We start from the raw sequence: 23,018 nt of genomic DNA on the forward strand, positions 1-23,018 counted from the left end.
GCCGCGAATGCAGAACGGACAACTGACATGAGCATCCACGTCGCCCTCAAGCACGTCACCCGCTACAAATACGACCGCCCCGTCAGCCTCGGCCCGCAGGTCGTGCGGCTGCGGCCGGCGCCGCATTGCCGCACGCCGGTGCTGAGCTACTCGCTGCGCATCGAACCTGCCGACCATTTCATCAACTGGCAGCAGGACCCGTTCGCCAACTACCTGGCGCGGTTGGTCTTCCCCGAGAAGACGACCGAGTTCACCGTCACGGTGGACCTGGTGGCCGAGATGTCGGTCTACAACCCCTTCGACTTCTTCCTCGAAGAGCACGCCCAGACCTTCCCCTTCAAGTACGACGAGGTCCAGCAGATCGAGCTCGCGCCCTATCTGCAGGTCGAGCCGCTGACGCCCTTGCTGGCCGCCTACCTGAAGGAGATCCCGCTCGACCGGCGTTCGACGAATGACTTCCTCGTCGAGCTCAACCAGAAGGTGCAGGGCAGCGTCTCCTACCTGATCCGCATGGAGCCCGGCGTGCAGACGCCCGAGGAGACATTGGAGAAAGCCTCCGGCTCCTGCCGCGATTCCGGCTGGCTGCTGGTGCAGTTGATGCGCCACCTCGGCCTGGCGGCGCGCTTCGTGTCGGGCTACCTGATCCAGCTGACGCCCGACGAGAAGGCGCTGGACGGCCCCAGCGGCACCGAGGTCGACTTCACCGACCTGCACGCCTGGTGCGAGGTCTATCTGCCCGGCGCGGGCTGGATCGGCCTGGACCCGACCTCCGGCCTGCTCGCCGGTGAAGGCCACATCCCGCTGGCGGCCACGCCCACGCCTGGCAGCGCAGCGCCCATCAGCGGCGCCGTCGACAAGGCCGAGGTCGAGTTCGAGCACGAGATGAGCGTCACGCGCATCTACGAATCGCCGCGCGTGACCAAGCCCTACACCGAAGAGCAATGGGCCGAAGTGCTGAAGCTCGGCGAGCAGGTGGATCGCGAACTGGCCGCCGGCGACGTGCGGCTGACGATGGGTGGCGAGCCCACCTTCGTGTCCATCGACGACCGCGACGCCCCCGAATGGAACACCGAGGCGCTCGGCCCCACCAAGCGCATCCACGCCCAGCAGCTCACGCACAGGCTGCGCGACGAATATGGCCAGGGCGGCTTCCTCCATTTCGGCCAGGGCAAGTGGTACCCGGGCGAGCAGCTGCCGCGCTGGGCGCTGTCCATCTACTGGCGTGCCGACGGCCAACCCTGCTGGCGCAACCCGGAGTGGTTCGCTGACGAACGCGAGGGCCACGCTTACACGAGCACGCATGCCCAGGCCTTCATGAGCGCATTGACGCGCCGCCTGGCCCTACCAGACAGCCATGTCGAGCCCGCTTACGAGGACACCTTCTACTACCTGTGGCGCGAGCGCCGCCTGCCGGTCAACGTCGACCCCTTCGACTCGCGGCTGGACGACGAGATGGAGCGGGCGCGCCTGCGCCGCATCTTCGAGCAAGGCCTGGCCGAGGTCGTCGGCTATGTGCTGCCGATCGCCCACAGCGGCGACTCGCCGGCCCTGGCCGGCACGCGCTGGCAGACGGGGCCCTGGTTCTTCCGCGACGATCGCCTCTACCTGCATCCCGGCGACTCGCCGATGGGCTGGCGGCTGCCGCTGGACTCGCTCCCCTGGGTCAGCAAGGGCGACTATCCCTATCTGATCGAGCAGGATCCTTTCGCACCGCGCGGCATGCTGCCGGCCGCGGCGGCACTGCGGGTGCAGACGCTGGGCGTGACGTCGGCCGGGCCGGTGCCGGGCCTGCGGCTGGGGGGCAAGGCCGGTGCTGCTGCGGGTGGCGCCGGCATTGGTGGGGCAGGGGCAGGCGACGCCTCGACCCAGGCCGCACCAGGCCGCTTCGAGAGCGCCCGTGACGTCACGCGCACGGCGCTGTGCGTCGAAGCCCGCGACCCGCGGCGCGCCAACGGCCCCGCGGCCGAACGCAAGGGCAAGGCCAGCGGCGTGCTCTACGTCTTCATGCCGCCGCTCGAAAAGCTCGAGCATTACCTGGAGCTGTTGACGGCGGTGGAGGCGGCTTGCGAGGACACGGGCTACAAGATCGTGCTGGAGGGTTACCCGCCGCCGCGCGACCCGCGCCTGAAGCTGCTGCAGGTCACGCCAGACCCCGGCGTCATCGAGGTCAACATCCACCCGGCCCACAACTGGCGCGAGTTGGTCGACCACACCGAGTTCCTGTACGAAGCCGCGCGCCTCACGCGCCTGTCGAGCGAGAAGTTCATGATCGACGGCCGCCACACCGGCACCGGCGGCGGCAACCACTTCGTGCTCGGCGGCGCCACGCCGGCGGATTCGCCCTTCCTGCGCCGCCCCGCGCTGCTCGCGTCGCTGCTGGCCTACTGGCACAACCACCCGTCGCTCAGCTATTTGTTCAGCGGCCTCTTCATCGGCCCCACCAGCCAATCGCCGCGCGTGGACGAGGCGCGCAACGACCAGTTGCGCGAGCTGGAGATTGCGCTGGGCGAGATCCACAAGCTCGGGGACAACGTCGCTCCTTGGCTTATCGACCGCACGCTGCGCAATGTACTGGTCGACGTGACCGGCAACACCCACCGCAGCGAGTTCTGTATCGACAAGCTCTACTCGCCCGACTCCGCCACCGGCCGCCTGGGCCTGCTGGAGCTGCGCGCTTTCGAGATGCCGCCGCATGCGCGCATGAGCATCGTGCAGCAACTGCTGCTGCGCGCGCTCGTCACCCGCTTCTGGAACAAACCCTACCGCGCACCGCTGGTGCGCTGGGGCACGGAGCTGCACGACCGCTGGCTGTTGCCGCATTTCGTGCGCGAGGACTTTGCCGACGTCATGCAGGACATGCGCGAGGCCGGCTATGCCTTCGACGCCAATTGGTTCGCGCCGCACTTCGAGTTCCGCTTCCCGAAGTACGGCGAGTTCGTGGCCCGCGGCGTGCATGTGACGCTGCGCGGCGCGCTGGAACCCTGGCACGTGATGGGCGAGGAAGGCTCGGCCGGCGGCAATGTGCGCTATGTGGACGCGTCGCTGGAACGGATGGAGCTGCTCGTCACCGGCCTCGTCGACCCGCGCCACCGTGTGACGGTCAACGGCGTGCCCGTGCCGCTGCAGCCCACGGGCCGCGTCGGCGAGTTCGTCTGCGGCGTGCGCTACCGCGCCTGGCTGCCGGAGTCGGCCCTGCACCCCACCATCCCCATCCACGCGCCGCTGACGCTGGACCTTGTCGACACCTGGCAGAACCGGTCCTTGGGCGGCTGCCGCTACTCGGTCGCGCACCCGGGCGGGCGCAGCTACGAGACGCTGCCGGTCAACGCCTACGAGGCCGAGAGCCGCCGCCTGTCGCGCTTCGTGGCCATGGGCCACACGCCGGGCCAGGTCGAGGTGGGTGAGCCGAAGCGCAGCCTGGAGTTCCCGTTCACGTTGGATCTGCGCAAGGTGGGCTGATGTAGCACAATTGCGCTACAACATTGGAGCCCCCCATGTCGACGACGACCATTCGCCTGGAAGACGACTTGAAGGAACGCGTGAGCGAAGCCGCCGCGCGGGCCGGCAAGACGGCGCATGCCTTCATCCGCGATGCCATTGCCGAGTCGGTCGAGCAGGCGGAATTCGATGCGGAGATGGACAGGATCTGCGAGGAGCGCTGGACTGAGTTCCTGAAGACTGGCGAAGCCGTCAGTCTTGACGAAGCCAAGGCGTACTTCGATGCCAAGGTTGCCGGTAAGCCGGCGGTACTGCCGAAGCCTCGCAAGATTCTCGAATGACGAGTGTCGAGCTTGGGCGCGGTGCAATTGACGATCTGGATCGCATCACGGACTTTCTGATGGCGCACGATGCTGACAACGCCGTCGAGCGCAAAGACGAGTTGCTCGATGCGCTGCGTGTGTTGACTTACGCGCCAGAAATCGGACGCCGTGCCGGCACCGGCACGCGTGAACTGGTCGTCGGCCGGGCTGCACGAGGTTACGTCGTCCGCTACCGATACGTGCCGCGCGCTGATGTGGCCGTTGTAATCTCGATTCGCCACCAGCGCGAATCGCGCTAAGACCCGAAACATGCGCATCGAAATCGAACCCGGCGTCCGCCTCTTCGTCGACATTGAGGGCCTGGGCCATGAGCCCGTCGGCCCCGAACTGCGCGAGAAGCCGACGCTGATCCTCATCCATGGCGGCCCGGGTTTCGACCATACCGCCTTCCGGCCCTTCTTCAGCCGCTTCACCGATCTCTGCCAGGTCGTCTACTTCGACCAGCGCGGCCATGGCCGCAGCGACCCGCGGCCGGCGGATGAGTGGGTGCTGGACGTCTTCGCCGACGACATCGTGCGGCTGTGCGACGCACTGGGCGTCGTCAAGCCCATCGTGCTGGGCCAGAGCTTCGGCGGCTTTGTCGCACAGCGCTATCTGGCCCGCCACCCGGAGCACCCGGGCAAGGTCGTGCTGTCCAGCACCTCGCATCACTTCGGGCTGGAGCGCAAGATCGAGCGCTTCGGTGCGCTCGGCGGGCCGGACGCCGCGGCCGCCACGCGCGAGTTCTGGGAGAACCCCGGCCCGGCCAGCTGGGCCGTGTATGAAAAGGTCTGCCGCCGCCTCTACAACACGCAGCTCAAGAACCCGAACGCCGGCGGCTGGATGATGTTCAAGCCGGAGATCCTGTTCGCCCACACCCGCACCGAGCTGCGCGACATGGACCTTCGCCCGGGCCTCGCGAATGTGCAGTGCCCGGTGCTGGTCATGGCCGGCGAGCAGGACCCGGTCACGCCGCCGCAGGACGCCGAAGAGATCGTTGCCGCGCTACCGGCGCAATGGGTGCAGTTCGAGCGCTTTGCCAACGTGGGCCATGGCGCCTGGCGCGATGACCCGGAAGCGGCCGAACGCGTGTTGCGCGCCTTTCTGTCGCCGCGTGGCCAGGTTGCCAGCGAGCCGGGCTTACCGGCGCCCTGAGCAGTGACCGGCGCCAGCCGGCGCACCCCCCGCAGCCCCGGGCCGGCGCCGCGCGGACATTGCTCGACAATGCCCTTTCCGCCTTCTTCGCGCCGCATGACCGCATCGATCCTCCTCGCCCATGTCTGAGCTCACCCCCAGCCAGTGGAGCCTGCTTCCCGACGAGCCCGAGGAGGTGCTGGCGCCCGACCCGCTGGCGCTTGCCGCTTCGGCCGCGTTGCGCAGCCGTGACGGCCACTTCTATGAGCTGACCGGCCAGGTCAACCAGCCCGGCGAGCCCCAGGGCGGCCTCACCGAGCGCTGGCGTCGTTTCTTCGCGGCCGGCGGTGCGGCGGGTTGGCAGGAGCTCAGCGCCAAGGCCCTGCGCGTGCAGCGCCGCGTGCTGGAGGACGGTGCCAGCTACAACGTGCACAGCGATGCCCCACCGCTGCCCGGCCAGGACGAGAGAGAGGGTGCGCCGCTGGCCCGCCACTGGCCGCTGGAACTGCTGCCCATGCTCATCGAGCCGGACGAATGGCGCCATATCGAGGCCGGCATCGCCCAGCGCTCGCGCCTGCTCAACGCCGTCATGGCCGACACCTACGGGGAGCGCAAGCTGTTGAGCGAAGGCCTGCTGCCCGCGTCACTGGTGCTGGCCCACCCGCAATACCTGCGCGGTATGCATGGAGCCAAGCCGGCCGCTGGCGTTCACCTGCATGTGCTGGCCTTCGACCTGACGCGTTGCGCCGACGGCCATTGGTGGGTGGTCGGCCAGCGCACGCAGGCGGCGTCGGGCCTGGGCTATGTGCTCGAGAACCGCCTCATCGTTGCCCAGCAGTTCCCCGAAGCCTTCCGGCAGATGGCCGTGCAGCGCCTGGCGGCGAGCTACCGCGACTTCATCCAGACCCTGACCCAGCTGTCACCCGCCGGCGAGCGCAGCCGCGTCGCGCTGCTGACACCGGGGCCGCGCAACGAGACCTATTTCGAGCAGGCCTTCCTGGCGCGTTATCTCGGCATCACCCTCGTCGAAGGCGCCGACCTGACGGTGCGCGCGGACAAGGTCTATCTCAAGACCCTGGCCGGCCTGGAGCGCGTGCATGTGCTGCTGCGCCGCGTTGATGACACCTGGCTGGACCCGCTGGAGCTGCGCCCCGACTCCATCCTTGGCGTGCCGGGGTTGCTGCAGGCAGCGCGTGCCGGCGAGGTCGTCATCGCCAATGCGCCGGGCGCCGGCTGGCTGGAGAGCCCGGGCCTGTCCGCCTTCTGGCCCGGCGTGGCCGAGAGCCTGCTGGGCGAGGACCTGACGCTGCCAGCCATCCAGAGCTGGTGGTGCGGCGAGGACAGCGCCTGGCGCAGGTTGCGCCCGCGGCTGGCGGAGTTTGTCGTCGTGCCGACCTTCTCGGCCAGCAGCACGACGCGCAGCTTCTCGCCCATCGTCGCCGCGGAACTGACCGACGAGCAGCTCTGGGAGCTGGCCGAGCGTATCGACGCCGACCCCACCGCCTACACCTTGCAGGCCCGCGTCAAGCCCACCAAGCAGCCGGTCTGGACGCGCGGCGCGCTGGAGCCGCGCGTGGCCGTGCTGCGCGTCTTCGCCATGACCGACGGCCAGGGCGGCTGGAAGGTGCTGCCCGGCGGCCTGGCGCGCGTGGCGCCCAAGCGCGACCCGCTGGCCGATGCCTGGCTGTCCATCCAGCGCGGCAGCTTGAGCGCCGACACCTGGGTCATGACCGACGGCGAGGTCGACCCGACGACGCTGCTGGCCCAGCCGCTGCAGGCCGCCGACCTGCGCGACGTGCACTGGACGGTGACCAGCCGCGCCGCCGAGAACCTGTTCTGGCTGGGCCGCTACACCGAGCGTGCCGAGAACAGCGCCCGGCTGGCGCGTCATGTCATCGAGGCCAGCGTCATGGTGCAGCGCGGCGCGATGCCGCCGCCCATGCTGCCGCTGCTGGACGCGCTGGCGCGCCGCCATGGCCTTGTCGGCGCCAAGGCGCCCGCGGCCGAGGACGACCCGCGTGGTTTCGAGCGTGCGATCCTGACGGCCCTGCTGCCGGCGTCCGGCGAGACCAGCGTCGGCTGGAACCTGCGTGCGCTGCAGTCCTGCGCCCAGGCGCTGCGCGAGCGCCTGTCGCCCGAGGCCTGGCGCCTCATCCACGAAACAGCCGCCCAGTTCGAGCAGCATCTGCGCGCTGTGCTGGACCGCCCCGGTCCGGGCACGCCGGTGACCGATGTGCTCAATGTGCTGGCGCGCGCCGACACCCACCTGGCCGCCATCACCGGCGCCCAGACCGACCGCATGACGCGCGATGACGGCTGGCGGCTGCTGTCCATCGGCCGCCAGATCGAGCGCCTGTCCTTCCATGCCGAGGTGCTGGCCGAGACCTTCGAGCATGGCTTGGCGCTGACCGAGGACGGCTTCGGCCTGCTGCTGGGCGTGTTCGACTCGACCATCACCTACCGTGCCCAGTTCCAGGCGCGCCGCGAGGCACCGCCATTGCTGCACCTGCTGGTGCACGACACCGACAACCCGCGGTCGCTGGCCTGGGTGGCGCGCACGCTGCGCGACCGCTTCGCCAAGCTGGCCCGCCACGATCCCGGCTGGGCCGCCGACATCGCTGCCGAGCTGCCCGTGCCCGAGGCCTGGCCGCTGGCCGAACTGGCGGCGTCAGGGCCGGCCCTTGTCGAGCATCTGACGCGCGCGGCGGCCCAGGCGGGCGAGTTGTCCAGCCTGATCAGCCAGCGTTATTTCGCGCATGTGCTCGGCGCAGAACAGCGAGTCTGGCAATGACAGGCATCCGGCTCGCCGTCCATCACGTCACCGAGTACACCTACGACGACTCGGTGGAATGGGCCTATCACGCCGCCTGCCTGGCGCCGCGCCACACGCCCTGGCAAAAGGTCAGCGACTGGCGGCTCAACATCGACCCGTTGCCGGACGGCTGGGGCGTCGAGGGGCTGGAGCTGGATACGGGCGAGCTGGCCCGGCATCTGCGCCGCGACCCCTGGGGCAACCAGCACCTGAGCTTTGGCCATGCGCGCGTGCATGAACGCCTCGTCGTCGACAGCCGCTTCGAGGTGGAGCTCAGCGACCGCCCGGTGCCCGAGCCCGGCCGCGGCCAGGCCTGGGAGGCCGTTGCGGCCGGCCTGCGCTACCGCGCTGGCCGTGCGCTGCAGGAGGCCGACGAGTTCGCGCTCGCCTCCAACTACGCCGCACCCGACGAGACGCTGCGCGCCTATGCGCGCCGCGCCTTTTCGCCCGGCCGCACGCTGGCCGCCGGCGGCCTGTCGCTGATGCACCAGATCCACACCGACCTGCGCTATCTGCCGCAGAGCACGACGGTGGCGACCCGCGCCGCCGACGCGCTGGCCCTGCGCAGCGGCGTCTGCCAGGACTTCGCCCACGTCTTCATCGCCGCCTGCCGCTCACTGGGCCTGGCGGCGCGCTATGTGAGCGGCTATCTGCTGACACGCCCGCCCGAGGGCGTGACCAAACTTGTCGGCGCGGATGCCTCGCATGCCTGGGTTGAACTGTGGTGCCCCGAGCAGGGCTGGCTGGCCCTGGATCCGACCAATGCCGTGCCTGCGGGCCTGGACCACGTCACGCTGGCCTGGGGCCGCGACTATGCCGACGTGGCGCCGCTGCGCGGCGTGCTGCGCGGCGGCGGCGTGGCGACACTGGGCGTGAGCGTCAGCGTAGAGCCGATGGCCGACTGAGCGGCGTCAGCTCCGCAGCAGCGGCAGCACCGACACCACCATCAGCGCCGCGGCACCCCAGTTGAAGGCCTGCAGCGCGCGCGGCCGGTGCAACCAGCGGCGCATCTGCTCGCCCAGCAGGGCCCATGAGCCGCAGCAGGGCAGGTTGACGAGGACGAAGACGGCTGTCAGCGCCGCGATGCCGAGTTCGCCATAGGCCGTCACGGCCGTCAGCGCCATGGCCCAGGCCTTGGGGTTGACGACCTGGAACAGCGCCGCAGCGCCAAAGCCCAGGGGTCGGCCCTGGCCGCCGCCTTGAGCGGTCGGTGGCGCGGCGCTGGCGATCTTGACCGCGAGGTAGAGCAGATAGGCCAGGCTTGCCCACTTCAGCACCTCATGCAGGCCGGGGTAGCGCGTGAACACCTCGCCCAGCCCCAGGCCGACGAGCACCAGCATGACGCCGAAGCCGAAGCTGATGCCCAGCAGATGCGGCAGGCTGCGCCGCCAGCCGAAGTTGGTGCCCGAGGCCAGCAGCATCAGGTTGTTGGGTCCGGGCGTGATGGACATGACGAAGGCGAAGCCGGTGAGGGCGGCCAGGGTGCTGAGGGTGGTTTCCATGGCGCGCAACTCTAGGCAGGTCGGCACCGAATGGGTTTGCGTTGTGCAGTGCGTTGGCTCGCCAATGTGCAATCATCTGCGGCCATGGATGCGATCGACGACAAGATCTTGCGCGAGCTGGCCCGCGACGGCCGCATGACCAATGCCGAGCTGGCCCAGCGCATCGCGCTCAGCCCGTCGGCCTGCCTGCGGCGCGTGCAAGAGCTGGAGAGAGTGGGCGTCATCAAGGGCTACCGCGCCGTGCTGGACCCGGCGCGGCTGGGCCTGGGTTTCGTGGCCTACGTGGCCATCGGCCTGTCGCGCCACACGCTGGACGAGCAGCTGAGCTTCGAGCAGGCGATGAAGGACTGCCTGGTTGTGCGCGAGTGCCACAACGTGACCGGTGCCTTCGAGTACCTGCTGCGTGTGGAGGTGGCCGACCTGCCGGCCTACAAGCGCTTCCATGCCGACGTGCTGGGCGGCCTGCCCCAGGTCAGCATGATCACCAGCTACATCGTCATGGACTCCCCCAAGGACGATCGCGGTTGAATCTTGGTGCCCCTCGCCCAGTCTTGCCCCGCTGGACGCGGCCAAGCCTGGTCGGTCCCCCGAGGGGACGGCGATGCTTGCGGCATCGAGCCGCAAGCACATCGCCAGCGCGGGCCGGCTAGGGAGCGGCCCGGCGCTCGGCCCGCAGAGGGGTCAACGTTTCACTTTTCCGTCGCCCGTGAGCATCGACAGCTCCACGAAGCTGGAGCCGGTGTGCTTGGTGGGCGAGAAGTTCAGGTGATAGCCGCGTGACTCGTAGCCGGACAAGGTCTCCAGCGCGGCGATCAGTGCTTCGCGGGTGGGCCGGCCGCCCAAACGGCGCAGGGCATCGACGATGACGCGCGCCGCGACATAGCCTTCCATGCTCGTGTAGTTGGGCTCGGCCTTGGCGTCGAGCTTGCGCAGGGCCTGCTGGTAGTCGTTGACGAGGCCGACCGCGGTGCCGAAGGGCGACGGCATGACCTGCGAGACGACGATGCCGGCGGCGTCCTTGCCGAGCTCATCGGCCAGGGCCTGCGTGCCGACGAAGGACACGTTGTAGAACTGGCCGAAATAGCCTGCCTTGCGGGCCTCGCGGATGAAGGCGGCGCAGCTCTTGTACGCGCTGATCTGCACGATCGCCTCGGCCTGTGCCGGCACGAGGGTCTTGATGGCCGCAGCCACGTCGACACTGTTGCGCTCCACCGTCGCAACGGCCACCGGCTGCAGGCCACGTTTTTCCAGCGCGCGAAGCACGCCCTTCAGACCGGCCTGGCCATAGGCGTCGTTCTGGTGGAAGACGGCGATCTTCTTCAGGTCGAGCTGGGTCAGCTGTTTGACGATCAGCTCGGTCTCGTCGTAGTAGGACGCGCGGATGTGGAAAACCAGCTTGTTGAACGGGTCGCGCAGCGCCTCGGCGCCGGTGAAGGGGGCGATGAAGGGAATCTTGGCGGCCGTCGCCAGCGGCAGCGCCGCCACCGATGTGGGCGTGCCCACATAGCCGAACAAGGCGAAGACATCCTCCTGGATGAACTTCTCGGTGTTGGCCTTGCAGCGCGCGGGCTCGTAGCCGTCGTCCAGCGTCTTCAGCACGATGGGCAGGCCGCCCACGCCGCCGCTGGTGTTGACGGCATCGAAATAGGCCTTGGCGCCGAGCTGCATCTGCAGGCCGAGCTGGGCGGCGGGACCGGTCAGCGGCACGGACTGGCCGAGCACGATGGCGCGGCGTTCCTGGGCGCGAGCGGATGTGGCCGGCAGCGCGAGGCTGGCCAGGGCGAGATGGGCTTGGCGGCGGGTCAGCATGGGCGCGAATCATGCCCCAAGCCTGGGGAGGCTGTTACAACCGATCGGCGCACAGTGCCCGCCGGGCGTGAATACATCCCGGCGGAAACGTTTGCTAACTTGTGCGTGCGCGGGCGCGGCCGGCGCGTTTGTTGGCGAACATGGCCTCGTCGGCGAAGCGCATCAGCGCATCCGCCGTCTGGCCATCCACCGGGAAGTGGGCCAGGCCCAGGCTGCTGCCCACGGCCACCTGCTCGCCCGAGCCCAGCGTGATCGGCTGGGACAGAGCGTCCAGCAGCCGGTTCAGCACCGGTTCGGCGTCGGCCGGCACCAGGGTCGGCGTCAGCAGCACGACGAATTCGTCGCCACCCAGGCGGGCCACCGTGTCGCTGGCGCGCAGGCCGGTGTGCAGGCGGGCGGCCACGGCCTTGAGCACTTCGTCGCCGGCGTCGTGGCCATGGCTGTCATTGATCTGCTTGAAGCCGTTCAGGTCGAGATAAGCCAGCGCAAAGACATGGCCGCTGCGCTCGGCGGCGGCAATGGCCTGCTTGAGCCGGTCGCCCAGCAGCAGGCGGTTGGGCAGGCCGGTCAATGCGTCGTGCAGGGCCGCGCGCTCCATGCGCGCCTCGTGGGCCTTGCTCTGCGTGATGTCGACCATCATCCACAGCGACTCGCCACCCCGTTCGCTGGATACGGCGGGCAGCTCGACGCCGGCCAGGTCCACCCAGATCAACGAGCCGTCCTTGCGCCGCATCTGCAGCTGGGTGCGAAAGCGACCGCCGGCCTTGAGCTGTGGATAGGCCAGCGCACCCAGGGTCTCGTAAGCGGTGTCGTCGACGTAGAGCTGGCGCACCGGCGCACCGAGGAGTTCGCCCTCGGCGTAGCCGAACATGCGCTCCAGCGCCTGATTGCGCCAGACGGTCACGCGGTCTCGCAGCTTGACGATGCCGACCAGATCGCTCTCCAGCATGGCCTCCTGGTCCAGCGTCAACTGGTGCAACTGCTGGCGGATGCGATGGGTCTCGCTGATGTCGAACATCACGGAGCGGCTGCGCAGGTAGTTGCCGTTGGCGTCGTAGACGGCCGTGGCCGACAGGCTGACGCGGCGGGCTTCGCCCTGGCGGCCCTTGACGCTGAACTCCAGCTCCGAGATGCGCCCTTCGCGCATAAAGCGGGGGAAGGCCTGGCTGAACAGCAGGCGGCCCTCGGCATCGAAGAAGTCCGCCGGGCTGGCCTGGCCGATCAGCTCTTCGGCCGTGCAGCCCAGCCAGCTCAGGCCCAGGGCGTTGATCTGCAGGAAGCGCCCGTTCTCGTCCAGCGCGTAATAGGCACAGGGCGCGTTGTCGTAGAGGTCCTGCAGGCTCTGGCGCGCCTCGTCGGCCTGGGCCTGGAGCTGCTTGCGGGCCGTGATGTCGGACTCGATGACCATGAAGCCCGTCAGCGCGCCCTCGGCGTCGTGCAGGGGCTGGACCTCGACGTCCACCCAGTAGTCGCGGCCGTCCTTGGCGCGGCGTATCAGCTCGACCTTGCAGCCCAGTCCAACGCTCATGGCCTCGCGCATGCCGTGCACCGTGTCCTCGTTGGTCAGCTCGGAATGCAGCAGGTCGCTCGGCCGCTTGCCCACGGCCTCCGCACTGGTGAAGCCGCTGAGCCGCGTGAAACCGTCGTTGACCCAGTTGATGCGGCGATCCGTGTCGGTGATCAAGACGGCATTGGTCGTGTGGCTGGCCACCATGGCCAGGCGCGCCAGGTCGGCGGTCATGCCGCGCGCCATCTCCTCGGCGCGTGTGCGGCCGGCGGCCAGCAGATAGACCGTCACGGCCAGCAGCAGGCTCAGCAGCGCACCGCCCAGTTCCAGGCCCAGGCCCGACAGGCCCAGCAGCCGCATGGACGCCTCGCGGGTCAGCGCCGTATCGAGCATGAACTCGCGGCCGGCGACCGTGAAGCGCAACGAATCGGCCGTCGGCGCGTCACTCAGCTCGTAATCGGCCGCCTCGGCCGGTGCCAGCGCCTGGCCCGCGCGCGTCGCCAGCAGGGGCTGAAACTCGGCGTCGGTGGTCCGGACGGACAACTTCAGGTCCAGCAGCGACGACGCCGGCTCTGCCACGCCGCGCAGCAGGTCGCCCGCCACCAGCGGGGCATACAGCAGGCCGAGCAGCGCGGCGCGGCGTTCGGCCGGCGTGCCGGGGTCATGGCCCTGCAGATAGACCGGCACGAGCAGCAGGAAACCGGTGCCCTTCAGAGGGTCCTGCACCAGGCGCACGGGGCCGGAAAGAGTCGCCTCGCCGCTGTCGATGGCCTGTTCGATGGCCTGGCGGCGCACCGGGTTAGCGCCGGAGTCGATGCCCCAGGCCGAGAAGTTGTGCGAGAACGGCGAAATCTGCGTGACGACGTAGAGCGTCGGGTCCTGGCCCGAGCCATGCACGCGGAATTCGGTGCCCCCCTCGCGCTGGCGGGCCGCGACGAAGGCGGCCAGGTCGCGGCGCGCCACCCTCTCGATGAAGCCGAAACCACGCACGCCGGGGAACTCGCGGGGCAAGTCGCGCGACTCGACATAGGCGTCAAAGGCCGCGCGGCTGAACTTGCCCTCCAGCGCCGCCAGCGCGCCGCGGGCGCCCTTGAGGCCATAGACCGGCATGGTCAGCCGCTTCACGACATCGGCCTGCAGCCGCTCAACCTGGCGTTCCTGCAGGCCGCGCGCCTCGGCGCCGGCGCGCTGCTGCTGCCAGATGACGGCGCCCGCTGTCAAAGCCAGGCCGATGGACAGCACGGCCGCGGCCGCCACCCATGCAGCCGTGCTGACCTTCTCTGACCCGGTATAGCCGTCTCCGATGCGCAAGCCTTGACTCTTTTGTGGCGCGGCATGCTGCCTGCGTGGCGATTGAAGCATGTCCGGTCCGCGCCGTCAGCCCCATGGCGGGGCCGCCCGAGCACAATGCCAGCCATGAATATCTTCCTCATTCAGGCCCGCGCCAACCGCCTCGCCAACCGCCGCCTGCTGGGTGCGCTGGCAGCGCTGTCCGATGCCGATTTCCACGCCCCGCGCACCAGCTTCTTCCCCAGCCTGGCGCTGACGGCCAATCACATCCTCAATGTGGACCATTACTACCTTGCCGCCCTGCAGGGTGACGCAGCCATGCGCCACATCTGGGCCAGTTATGTGCCGGCGCAGACGGCGGCCGAGCTGGCGGCGCGGCAGGACGAAAGCGACGAGAAGCTGGTGGCGTTCTGCTCAGGCTTGCAGCCGGGCGACGAGGAGCGCATCGTCGCCTTCGACCGCGGCGCCGGTATCGAGAACGGGCCGCGCGAGCCGGTGGGGCGGGTGCTGGCGCACCTCTTCATGCACCAGACCCACCATCGGGGGCAGGTGCATGCGATGCTGGCCGGCACGGCGGTGAAGCCGCCGCAGCTGGATGACTTCATCATGCTGGGCGATGACAAGCATCGTGTGGCGGACATGGCGGAGCTGGGTTGGGCCGAGCCGGTGTGACGGCAGACGCAAATGGCGGGTATGGCGGTAAGGCACAAATCGATCGCGTCCAACATCGAGCTGATCCGGCTCCTGAACTTCGGTGAGCATGCCCTGGCCGTCGACTGCGCCCAGGCCGCGCTGCGCAACCGGCCCTCCGACAGCAAGCTCTGGCAGTTGCTCGGCCTGGGCCATATGCAGCTTGGCCAGCATCGCGACGCGCTGGCGGCGCTGCGCCGTGCGGCCGAGTTGGCGCCGGGCGATGCCGAAATCCGAGACAACCTGCGCATTCTCGGAACGGCGGCCGGGACGATGGCCTGGCAGGCTTTTGCCGCGGCGATGGAAGCAGGCGACCTGCCGCAGGCGTTGAGCCTGGCGCGCCGTGCGGTGCGTGACGAACCGCAGGAGGCGGCGCGTCACAACAACCTGGCCGTCGCGCTGGCGGCTTCGCAGCGCATGTCCGAAGCCATCGATGCCAGCCGGCGCGCGGTGACTTTGGCGCCGCAGTCGGTGGAGTTTCAATTGAACCTGGCCCGCTTCCTGACGGTCACCGGGCAGGAAGCCGACGGACCGGCCAGCTATCGCCGCGTCCTCGAACTCGATCCCGAGAACGTGGAAGCGCGCCGCCTGCTGGCCTGGCACGCTGCGCACCGGGGTGACCCGGCCGAGGCTGCGGCCTACTGCAGCGCGAGCCGCGATGAGTTTCCTCGCGACCTGTCCCTGTTCAGCAACCGGCTGTACTACGGCACGCTCGATGGCAGCCTGGCGCCCGAGCAGAGCTTCGCCGCGCATGTCGAATACGGCCGGCGCGCCGAGGCCGCGGTGCCGGCTGCCGGCTTCGCCTTCGCGCAGCCGTGCGACCCGGCGCGGCGGCTGCGCGTGGGCTTCGTCTCGGGCGATCTCTACGATCATCCCGTGGCCGGCTTCATCGAGCCGGTCTGGGCGGCGCTGGACCGGACGCAGATCGAAGTCTGGGTCTACGCGGGCGGTGCGAAGCGCGATGCAGTCACCGAGCGGCTGCGCCCGCTGGCCCAGGTCTGGCGCGACGTGCGGGACCTCGGCGACGAGGCGCTGGCGGCCCGCATCCATGCCGACGCGATCGACGTGCTGTTTGACCTGTCGGGCCACACGGCCGGCCACCGGTTGCCGAGCTTTGCGATGAAGCCCGCGCCGCTGCAGGTGACGTGGATCGGCTATCCCAACACGACCGGCCTGCGTGCCATGGACTACGCGCTGTGCGACCGTTTCAATGCGCCGCCGGGCCTGTACGAGCACTTCTACGTCGAGAAGTTCGCGCGCATCCCCTGCTCGGGCACGTTCACGCCGCTGGTTCGGCTGCCGGAGGTCGGTCCGCTGCCGGCGCTGGCGGCGGGGCGGGTCTGCTTCGGCAGCTTCAACGCGGTGCGCAAGATCGGCCCGGAGGTCGTCGCTGGCTGGGCCCGCGTGTTGCACGCCGTGCCGGATGCGCGCCTGCTGATCGGCTACGTCGCCGCGCAGGCGCAGGCGCAGCGCCTGGAGGCTGAGTTCGCGCGGCAGGGCATTGCCGCGGCGCGGCTGCAGTTCCGGCCGCCCGTGGCGCTGGCCGACTACCTGGCCCTGTACGGCGAGGTGGACCTTGTGCTCGACAGCTGGCCCTACGGTGGCGGCACGACGACCAACTATGCGCTCGCGATGGGCGTGCCGGTCGTGACGCTGCGCGGCGCCGGGCGGGCGCATTGCCAATCGGCCGGCGTGCTGGGCCGCATCGGGCTGGAGGACTGGGTGGCGCGCGACGTCGACGAGTTCGTCGCCATCGCTGCCGCCCGGGCCGGCGATCTGCCGGCACTGGCGGCCTTGCGTGCGGGCCTGCGGGATCGCTGGCAGGCCACGCCGCTGCGCCGGCCGGCCACGGTCGCGCGGGGCCTGGAGCGAGCCGTTCGCCGCATGTGGCAGCGCTGGTGTGCAGGCCTGCCGGCCGAGCACTTCGAGATCGGGCACGACGAGGTGCCCGGCCCTGTCCCGGCGCCAGCGCCATGAGCATGCGGCTGCTGATTCCCGACCTGCCCTGCGCAGACGCGCTGATGCCCTGGCTGCGCCGCATCGACGCCGCACGCCAGTACAGCAACTTCGGCCCGCTGGTGCGGGAGCTGGAAGCGACGCTCGCGGCGCACTGGCCGATCGCGCCGATCGCGCCGGTGGGGGCGGACCTGCATGTGCGCACGGCGAGCAGTGGCACCGCCGCCCTCGAACTGGCGATGGCGGCGCTGGACCTGCCGCGGGGCGGCGAGGTGCTGATGCCCGCCTTCACCTTTCCCGCCACCGCAGCCGCTGCACTGCGCCAGGGGCTGCGGGTGCTGTTCGCCGACGTCGCCGAGGGCAGTTGGCAGCTCAGCCCGGTGCTCGCGCGCGAGGTCGCACGCCACCGCCGCCTGGCGCTGGTGATGCCCGTGGCCACCTTCGGCCGGCCGCTGGATGCGGCCGCGTGGGACGCCTTTTCCGAGGACACGGGCGTCCCGGTGTTGATGGATGCCGCGGCGGCCTTCGGCAACCAGGCCGTCGGGCATCGGGCCTGCGCCGCCTTCAGCTTGCATGCGACCAAACCCTTCGGCATCGGCGAGGGTGGGCTCATCGCCACGCGCGACGCCGCCCTGGCCGAGCGTGTGGCTCGGCTGTCCAACTTCGGGTTCGAGGGCGGGCGGGCCGCCGCCGTGGCGGGCAACGCCAAGATGTCAGAGTACGCGGCTGCCGTGGCCCTGTGCCAGTGGGCACGCCGTGGCGCGCTGCGCGAGCGGCGCCGGGCGCGGTGGCCGGCCTACAGCGCGCTGCTGGACGGCTTGCCCGGCGTGGGGCGGCAGACGGGCTTCGATGCCGGCGACGCGCTGCCGGCCAACCTGGTGTTGATGCTGCCCGTTCCCGCGGCGCCGGTGGCCGCAGCCCTGGCCCGCGAGGGCATCGAGACGCGCCGCTGGTATTGCCCGCCGCTGCCGGCGCAGCCGGCCTTCGCGGCCTGCCCGGTCGTTGGCGATCTGCCGGTCACGGCCGCCCTGGCCGGGCGCAGCCTCGGCCTGCCCTGGCATGGCTTCCTGACCGAAGCAGACCTCGATCAGCTGCGGTGCGCCCTCGCCACGCATGTCGTGCCTACCCTGATGCAAGAACCAGCCGGCCATGCATGAGAGGCCGCGCCTGCTGGTCGCCAGCGTCGGCAGCCTGGTGGGGCAGAACCTGCTCGAAGGGCTGGCTGGGCGGCGCGAGGGTGTCGAGGTGGTCGGCTTCAACTCACAGGCCGACGCGGTCAGCAACTTCCTGTGCGACCGCGTTCACCTCACTCCCGAGCTCAACAACGCCGGCTTCCTGGCCCGCTTCGAAGCCATCGTGGCGCAGGAGGCACCCGACCTCATCCTGCCCGGTCGCGACGACGACGTTGTCTTCCTCGCCGGATGGGCCGAGCGCAACCCCGGGGTGCGCTGCATGGTGGGCGGCGCAGCGAGTGCGCAGGTGCTGCGCGACAAGCGGGCCACTGCCGCCTTCGCGACGGCACGCGGCCTGCCCTTCGCACCGACGCTGTGCGATCAGGACGGTTGGGCCGCCGTGTCAGGGCTGGCGTCTGGATGGGGCTGGCCGCTGGTTGCCAAGCCGCGCCGCGGCAACGCGTCGCGCGGTGTCGTGCTGGCCACCGGGGAGAGCGAACTGCGCGCCGCGCTGTCCTGGCCGGACTACTGTTTTCAACCCTGGCTGGGCGCCCGGCCGGAACTGGCGGCCTGGCAGCGACTGCGCGAGGGTGGTGTGCCGCTGGACTGGTCGTTGCCTGGAGTGGAGAAGCTCAGCCTGGACGGCTGCGTGGCGCCCTCGGGCCGGGTGCTGGCGCCCTTCGCGACGCGGCACACGCAAGTCAGGCTCGGCCGCACGGAGCGTGTCGAGGCGCTGGCCCTGGACGGCGAGCTGCGCCCCATGCTCCAGGCCTTCGGGGCGGCCTTGGCCGACCTGGGCTGGCGCGGCCCCTTCAATGTGCAGTTGGGCCGCACGCCGGACGGGCTGCTGCTGGCCTTCGAGATCAACGGTCGCTTCACCGGCAGCGCGGCCACGCTGGGCCACCTCGGGCTGGACTACATCGGCGAGTGCCTCGGCGCCTTCCTGGAGGGTGCGCCGCTGCCTGGCGTGCGCCCGGCCACCGCGCAGCGCGTCGACAAGCGCCTGGGCAACTGGGCGCTGGACCTCGACGCCGCGGACACGCTGAGGCGCGCGGGAGTCTGGGAGCGCTGAGGGCTACAGCTCCGCCACGCCTTTGACCCGCACCGGCATCGCCACCGGCTGCGCCGCAACCTCGACCGTGCGGCCATGGAAGCGATCCAGCAGTGCCTGCCATTGCTTCTTCACCGCAATGACGTTGGCATGCTTGACATGCCCATAGCCGCGGATCTTCTCGGGCAGGCGGGCCAGTTCGACGGCGGTGTTCAGGTTGTTGGCCGTCAGTGAAGCGAGGATCTCGTCGACCAGCTTCTCGTAGTCGGTGATGAGCTGGCGCTCCATGCGGCGCTCCTCGGTCTTGCCGAAGATGTCCAGCACGCCGCCGCGCAGGCCTTTCAGCTTCGCCAGCCACTTGAAGGCGGTGAAGGTCCACGAACCCATCTCGATCTTCTTCGCACGGCCGTCGGCGCCGGGCCTGGAGATCAGCGGCGGGGCGAGGTGGAAGGACAGGCGCTCCCAGTTCTCGAACTGGTCCTTCATCGCCTTCTCGAAGCGGCCGTCGGTGTACAGGCGCGCCACCTCGTACTCGTCCTTGATGGCCAGCACCTTGGCGTAGTAGCGCGCCACGGCCTGTGTCAGGCGTTGGCCCTTGCCGAGGGCGGACTCGGCGGCGCGCACGCGCTCGACCAAGGCGCGGTAACGCTGGGCGTAGGCCGCATCCTGGTAGTCGGTCAGGAACTGGGCGCGCCGCTCGATCAGGCCGTCAGGGCCGTCGAGCTGGTCGAAGTTGAAGAGCTTCACCACGTTGACGTCGCCGGCCAGCCTCGGAATAGCGTCCGGTGCAGCGATGGCCAAGCGGCCCAGCGCAAAGGCGGTCTTGTTGGCCTCGGCGGCGACGCCGTTCAGCTCGATGGCGCGCATCAGCGCCGCCTCGCTGACGGGGATCAGGCCGCGCTGCCAGCAGGCGCCCAGCATGATGATGTTGCTGGGCAGGGTGTCGCCCATCAGGCGCTGCGAGATGTCCTGGGCGTCGATGGTGTCGAGTTCGCCTTGCTCGCCGACGGCGAACTTCATCTTGGCGATCAGCGAGTCGCCCTGCAGCGATGCATCCGGGTTGCGCACAAAGCCGGCCGTGGGCAGTTCATGCGTGTTGGCCAGGATGACGGTGCGACCGGCCTTCACCGTGCCCAGCGCATCGGGCGAGGCGCCCACCACCATGTCGCAGGCCAGCAGCACGTCGGCCTGCTGGGTGTCGATACGCACCTGGTTCAGCAGGTCCAGCGTTGGTGCCACGCGCACGAAGCTCAGCACCGCACCACCCTTCTGCGCAAAGCCCATGAAGTCCAGCACCGAGGCCTGCTTGCCCTCCAGGTGGGCGGCCATCGACACCAGCGCACCGACGGTGACGACACCGGTGCCGCCGACACCGGTGACCAGCAGGTCGAACGGCCCCGTCCATTGCCAGGGGGCAGGCGGCTGGATGGCGGCGAGTTCGCGCGCCAGGTCTTGCGCCGTGTAGCTGCCGCCGGCCTTCTTCTTCAGTACCGGTTCGTGCACCGACACGAAGCTCGGGCAGAAGCCGTTCACGCAGGAGAAGTCTTTGTTGCAGCTGCTCTGCTCGATGGCGCGCTTGCGGCCCCAGTCGGTCTCCACTGGCACCACGGACAGGCAGTTCGATGCGACCCCGCAGTCGCCGCAGCCCTCGCAGACGGCCTCGTTGATGAAGATGCGGCGCGGCGGGTCCGGGAATTCCTTCTTCTTGCGGCGGCGGCGCTTCTCGGCGGCGCAGGTCTGGTCGTAGATCAGTACCGTCACGCCTTCGATCTCGCGCAGCTCGCGCTGCACGGCATCCAGCTCGCTGCGGTCATGGAAGGTCGTGCCGGTCGGAAACAAGCCATGGTGGCCGTCGTACTTGCCGATCTCGTCGGACACCACCACCAGGCGCTTGACGCCCTCGGCCTCCACCTGGCGCGCGATCTGCGGCACGCTGGTCTGGCCGTCGACCGGCTGGCCGCCGGTCATCGCGACGGCGTCGTTGTAGAGGATCTTGTAGGTGATGTTGGTCTTGGCCGCGATGGCCTGGCGGATGGCCAGGTAGCCCGAGTGGTAGTAGGTGCCGTCGCCCAGGTTCTGGAAGACGTGCTTTTCCTTGGTGAAGCGCGATTGCGCCGCCCAGTCCACGCCCTCGGCGCCCATCTGGATCAGGCCGGAGGTGCCGCGCTCCATCCAGCTGGCCATGAAGTGGCAGCCAATGCCAGCCAGGGCCCGTGATCCCTCGGGCAATTTCGTCGACGTGTTGTGCGGGCAGCCCGAGCAGAAATAGGGCTGGCGGCGCACCGCGTCGGCGGCGTTGCTCAGCAGTTGCGGCGTCAGGAAGTCGACGACCAGGTGGCGGCGGTCCAGCGCCGGGTTCAGCCGCGCCAGCCAGTCGGCCACCGTGCCCATGATGCGGCTGGGGCGCAGTTCGCCCAGGGCGCTCAGCACCGCGCAGCCATGTTCATCCGTCTTGCCGACGACGCGCGGGCGCTGGAAGTCGGGCAGGTGGTAGAGCAGCTCCTTGATCTGGCGTTCGACGACCGGGCCCTTCTCCTCGATGACCAGCACGTCGGTCAGGTTGGAACAGAACTCGGTGATGCGGGTCGGCTCCAGCGGGAAGACCAGGCCCACCTTGTAGACGCGCACGCCGGCCGCGGCCAGGGCGTTGGGGTCGAGGTCCAGGCGCCGCAGTACCTCCATGAAGTCGTAGTGCGCCTTGCCCACCGTCACGATGCCCAAAGTAGCCGCCGGGCTGGTGACGATGTGCTTGTCGATGCTGTTGACCTTGGCGAAGGCCTTCACCGCTTCGATCTTGTGCGCCAGGCGCGACTCCAGCTCCAGCGAGGGCAGGTCCACCGAGCGGATATGCAGATTGGTCGGCGCCGTGTAGTCGACGGCATGCTCGAAGTCCAGCGGCACGGCGTCCAGGTCTACCGTCATGCCGCTCTCGACAACCTCGGAGATCGCCTTGAAGCCCACCCAGGCGCCCGAGAAGCGCGACAGCGCCCAGCCATACAGGCCGAACTCCAGGTACTCGGCCACATTGGCCGGGTGCACCAGCGGCATGCTCCAGGCCTGCAGCGCCTGGTCGCTCTGGTGCGGCGTGCTGCTGGAGACGCAGCCATGGTCGTCACCGCAGACGACCAGCACGCCGCCCTGCGTGCTCGTGCCGTAGACGTTGCCGTGCTTGAGCGCATCGCCCGAGCGGTCCACGCCCGGGCCCTTGCCGTACCACATCGCAAACACGCCATCGACGGTGCGCTGCGCATCCAGCGCCACCCGCTGCACGCCCAGGCAGGCCGTCGCGGCCAAGTCTTCGTTGATGGCGGGCAGGAACTCGATGTGGGCCTTCTCGAGGAACTTCTTGGCCTTCCACAGCTGCTGGTCCACCATGCCCAGCGGCGAGCCGCGGTAGCCGGAGACGAAGCCGGCCGTCTTCAGCCCGGCGCGCTCGTCCTGGGCTTTCTGCGCGAGCAGCAGCCGCACCAGGGCCTGCGTGCCGGTCAGGAAGACGGCGCCGCTGTTGGCGGCGAGGTTGTCGCTGAGCTGGTAGGGGCGCAGGCTGGGCGTGACAGAGGTGTCGGACATCGGATCTCCTAAGGCGGGAAATTCTTCCCTCCATACGCCGGAAGAACTTGCCTCAATGCCGGGTTGCGGCGGGCCGAATGAGATGATTCTTCTCCAAAGAGGCTATTTAACGAAACGCCCCCACGCCCGCGTTGCTGGCTGCCCCCCGAGGGGGCGCGTCAGTGGCTTCGGGCGGCCGGGCACCACTGACATGGAAACAAACGAGTTCGACCGGGCCAGCCTGCAGATCCTTGAGGCGTTGCAGCTTGACGCGCGCCTGTCGACTCAGGCCCTGGCCGAGAAGGTGGGCCTGTCGGCCACGCCGGTGTGGCGGCGCGTCAAGGAGATGGAGGAGCGCGGCGTCATCCGCGGCCAGGTCGTGCTGGTGGACCGCGAGAAGATCGGCCTGTCCATCCTCGTGCTGGCCAATGTCAGCCTGGTGCGGCACAGCGAAGGCGCGGTGGAGCAGTTCGAACGCCTGGTGGGCACGCGACGCGAGATCATCGAATGCCATGCCATCACCGGCGAGGCCGACTACGTCATCAAGGTTGTTGCGGCCGACATGAAGGCCTATGACCTCTTCCTGCAGCAGCACATCTTCAAGCTGCCGGGCGTGAGCAGCGTACGCAGCAACGTCGTGCTGCGCGAGGTCAAGTACGAGACGGCCCTGCCGGTGGGCTGACCGCCCCGCAACAGGCTGGGCGTGATCGATTGCAGCCATAGACGCTCTTCGCCCTGCTTTGCGA

Annotated in this window: 16 protein-coding genes; 12 read left to right on the forward strand and 4 right to left on the reverse strand. The window is 69.5% G+C overall.

Features of this window, described 5'->3' with window-relative positions:
- Positions 1–27: 27 nt before the first annotated feature.
- The 6 genes from ASC91_RS23220 (at position 28) to ASC91_RS23245 (ending at position 8,651) form a co-directional block, all read left to right on the forward strand.
- A complete protein-coding gene (locus ASC91_RS23220; protein ID WP_056202743.1) occupies positions 28–3,459 on the forward strand; it encodes a DUF2126 domain-containing protein in 3,432 nt (1,143 codons plus the stop codon).
- 35 nt (positions 3,460–3,494) lie between these two features.
- Positions 3,495–3,779 carry a DUF6290 family protein gene (locus ASC91_RS23225; protein WP_056202746.1) on the forward strand — a complete coding sequence of 95 codons (285 nt, stop codon included), beginning with the start codon at positions 3,495–3,497 and terminating at the stop codon, positions 3,777–3,779.
- On the forward strand, positions 3,776–4,060 hold the full coding sequence (locus tag ASC91_RS23230) for a type II toxin-antitoxin system RelE/ParE family toxin (RefSeq protein ID WP_056202747.1): 285 nt from the start codon (positions 3,776–3,778) through the stop codon (positions 4,058–4,060). Before ASC91_RS23225 ends, ASC91_RS23230 begins: the two co-directional genes overlap by 4 nt.
- Positions 4,061–4,070: 10 nt before the next feature.
- Positions 4,071–4,955, forward strand: coding sequence for an alpha/beta fold hydrolase (locus ASC91_RS23235; RefSeq protein ID WP_056202750.1), 885 nt, complete (start codon positions 4,071–4,073; stop codon positions 4,953–4,955).
- Positions 4,956–5,076: 121 nt separating this feature from the next.
- Complete coding sequence (locus ASC91_RS23240; protein WP_056202760.1) at positions 5,077–7,725, forward strand: circularly permuted type 2 ATP-grasp protein; 2,649 nt, start codon at positions 5,077–5,079, stop codon at positions 7,723–7,725.
- Positions 7,722–8,651 (forward strand): transglutaminase family protein, encoded by a 930-nt coding sequence (locus ASC91_RS23245; RefSeq protein WP_056202763.1) that lies wholly within the window; start codon positions 7,722–7,724, stop codon positions 8,649–8,651. The genes ASC91_RS23240 and ASC91_RS23245 overlap by 4 nt, the downstream gene beginning before the upstream one ends.
- A 6-nt stretch (positions 8,652–8,657) precedes the next feature.
- On the opposite strand, the gene ASC91_RS23250 is transcribed toward ASC91_RS23245, so the two are convergent.
- Positions 8,658–9,248: a LysE family translocator gene (locus ASC91_RS23250; protein ID WP_056202766.1), complete on the reverse strand. Its 591-nt coding sequence runs from the start codon at positions 9,246–9,248 to the stop codon at positions 8,658–8,660.
- An 84-nt stretch (positions 9,249–9,332) separates the two neighbouring features.
- Here ASC91_RS23250 and ASC91_RS23255 point away from each other — a divergent pair, with 84 nt between their 5' ends.
- Positions 9,333–9,776 (forward strand): Lrp/AsnC family transcriptional regulator, encoded by a 444-nt coding sequence (locus tag ASC91_RS23255; protein ID WP_056202768.1) that lies wholly within the window; start codon positions 9,333–9,335, stop codon positions 9,774–9,776.
- Positions 9,777–9,929: 153 nt separating this feature from the next.
- On the opposite strand, the gene ASC91_RS23260 is transcribed toward ASC91_RS23255, so the two are convergent.
- Positions 9,930–11,057, reverse strand: a complete 1,128-nt coding sequence (locus tag ASC91_RS23260; protein ID WP_056202770.1) for an ABC transporter substrate-binding protein — start codon at positions 11,055–11,057, stop codon at positions 9,930–9,932.
- Between the two features lie 94 nt (positions 11,058–11,151).
- Positions 11,152–13,875, reverse strand: a complete 2,724-nt coding sequence (locus ASC91_RS23265) for a CHASE domain-containing protein (RefSeq protein WP_056202772.1) — start codon at positions 13,873–13,875, stop codon at positions 11,152–11,154.
- A gap of 105 nt (positions 13,876–13,980) precedes the next feature.
- Between ASC91_RS23265 and ASC91_RS23270 the strand changes: the two genes are divergently transcribed.
- Genes ASC91_RS23270 through ASC91_RS23285 form a run of 4 tightly spaced genes read left to right on the forward strand, consistent with a single transcriptional unit; the run spans position 13,981 to position 18,744 of the window.
- Positions 13,981–14,526, forward strand: a complete 546-nt coding sequence (locus ASC91_RS23270) for a DinB family protein (RefSeq protein ID WP_200955325.1) — start codon at positions 13,981–13,983, stop codon at positions 14,524–14,526.
- A 21-nt stretch (positions 14,527–14,547) separates the two neighbouring features.
- Positions 14,548–16,521: a tetratricopeptide repeat protein gene (locus ASC91_RS23275; protein WP_056202776.1), complete on the forward strand. Its 1,974-nt coding sequence runs from the start codon at positions 14,548–14,550 to the stop codon at positions 16,519–16,521.
- Positions 16,518–17,657, forward strand: coding sequence for a DegT/DnrJ/EryC1/StrS family aminotransferase (locus ASC91_RS23280; protein WP_082532951.1), 1,140 nt, complete (start codon positions 16,518–16,520; stop codon positions 17,655–17,657). The genes ASC91_RS23275 and ASC91_RS23280 overlap by 4 nt, the downstream gene beginning before the upstream one ends.
- Positions 17,650–18,744: a hypothetical protein gene (locus tag ASC91_RS23285; RefSeq protein WP_056202784.1), complete on the forward strand. Its 1,095-nt coding sequence runs from the start codon at positions 17,650–17,652 to the stop codon at positions 18,742–18,744. Before ASC91_RS23280 ends, ASC91_RS23285 begins: the two co-directional genes overlap by 8 nt.
- A 3-nt stretch (positions 18,745–18,747) precedes the next feature.
- Here the strand turns inward: ASC91_RS23285 and ASC91_RS23290 are convergent, their stop codons facing one another.
- Positions 18,748–22,293, reverse strand: a complete 3,546-nt coding sequence (locus ASC91_RS23290; protein WP_056202788.1) for an indolepyruvate ferredoxin oxidoreductase family protein — start codon at positions 22,291–22,293, stop codon at positions 18,748–18,750.
- Positions 22,294–22,483: 190 nt separating this feature from the next.
- Here ASC91_RS23290 and ASC91_RS23295 point away from each other — a divergent pair, with 190 nt between their 5' ends.
- The gene (locus ASC91_RS23295; protein WP_056202791.1) at positions 22,484–22,954 is read left to right on the forward strand and encodes an Lrp/AsnC family transcriptional regulator; all 471 of its coding nucleotides are present in this window, start codon (positions 22,484–22,486) and stop codon (positions 22,952–22,954) included.
- The last annotated feature ends 64 nt before the right edge of the window (positions 22,955–23,018 follow it).

It is taken from the genome of Pelomonas sp. Root1237, from assembly GCF_001425055.1.
In the GTDB taxonomy this organism is placed as follows: Bacteria; Pseudomonadota; Gammaproteobacteria; order Burkholderiales; family Burkholderiaceae_C; genus Pelomonas.

Bases quoted from the DNA above. Each gene is read 5' to 3' on its own strand.
- ASC91_RS23220 (WP_056202743.1), top strand. From the start codon at position 28: ATGAGCATCCACGTCGCCCTCAAGCACGTCACCCGCTACAAATACGAC.
- ASC91_RS23225 (WP_056202746.1), top strand. From the start codon at position 3,495: ATGTCGACGACGACCATTCGCCTGGAAGACGACTTGAAGGAACGCGTG.
- ASC91_RS23230 (WP_056202747.1), top strand. From the start codon at position 3,776: ATGACGAGTGTCGAGCTTGGGCGCGGTGCAATTGACGATCTGGATCGC.
- ASC91_RS23235 (WP_056202750.1), top strand. From the start codon at position 4,071: ATGCGCATCGAAATCGAACCCGGCGTCCGCCTCTTCGTCGACATTGAG.
- ASC91_RS23240 (WP_056202760.1), top strand. From the start codon at position 5,077: ATGTCTGAGCTCACCCCCAGCCAGTGGAGCCTGCTTCCCGACGAGCCC.
- ASC91_RS23245 (WP_056202763.1), top strand. From the start codon at position 7,722: ATGACAGGCATCCGGCTCGCCGTCCATCACGTCACCGAGTACACCTAC.
- ASC91_RS23250 (WP_056202766.1), bottom strand. From the start codon at position 9,248: ATGGAAACCACCCTCAGCACCCTGGCCGCCCTCACCGGCTTCGCCTTC.
- ASC91_RS23255 (WP_056202768.1), top strand. From the start codon at position 9,333: ATGGATGCGATCGACGACAAGATCTTGCGCGAGCTGGCCCGCGACGGC.
- ASC91_RS23260 (WP_056202770.1), bottom strand. From the start codon at position 11,057: ATGCTGACCCGCCGCCAAGCCCATCTCGCCCTGGCCAGCCTCGCGCTG.
- ASC91_RS23270 (WP_200955325.1), top strand. From the start codon at position 13,981: ATGAATATCTTCCTCATTCAGGCCCGCGCCAACCGCCTCGCCAACCGC.
- ASC91_RS23275 (WP_056202776.1), top strand. From the start codon at position 14,548: ATGGCGGTAAGGCACAAATCGATCGCGTCCAACATCGAGCTGATCCGG.
- ASC91_RS23280 (WP_082532951.1), top strand. From the start codon at position 16,518: ATGAGCATGCGGCTGCTGATTCCCGACCTGCCCTGCGCAGACGCGCTG.
- ASC91_RS23285 (WP_056202784.1), top strand. From the start codon at position 17,650: ATGCATGAGAGGCCGCGCCTGCTGGTCGCCAGCGTCGGCAGCCTGGTG.
- ASC91_RS23290 (WP_056202788.1), bottom strand. From the start codon at position 22,293: ATGTCCGACACCTCTGTCACGCCCAGCCTGCGCCCCTACCAGCTCAGC.
- ASC91_RS23295 (WP_056202791.1), top strand. From the start codon at position 22,484: ATGGAAACAAACGAGTTCGACCGGGCCAGCCTGCAGATCCTTGAGGCG.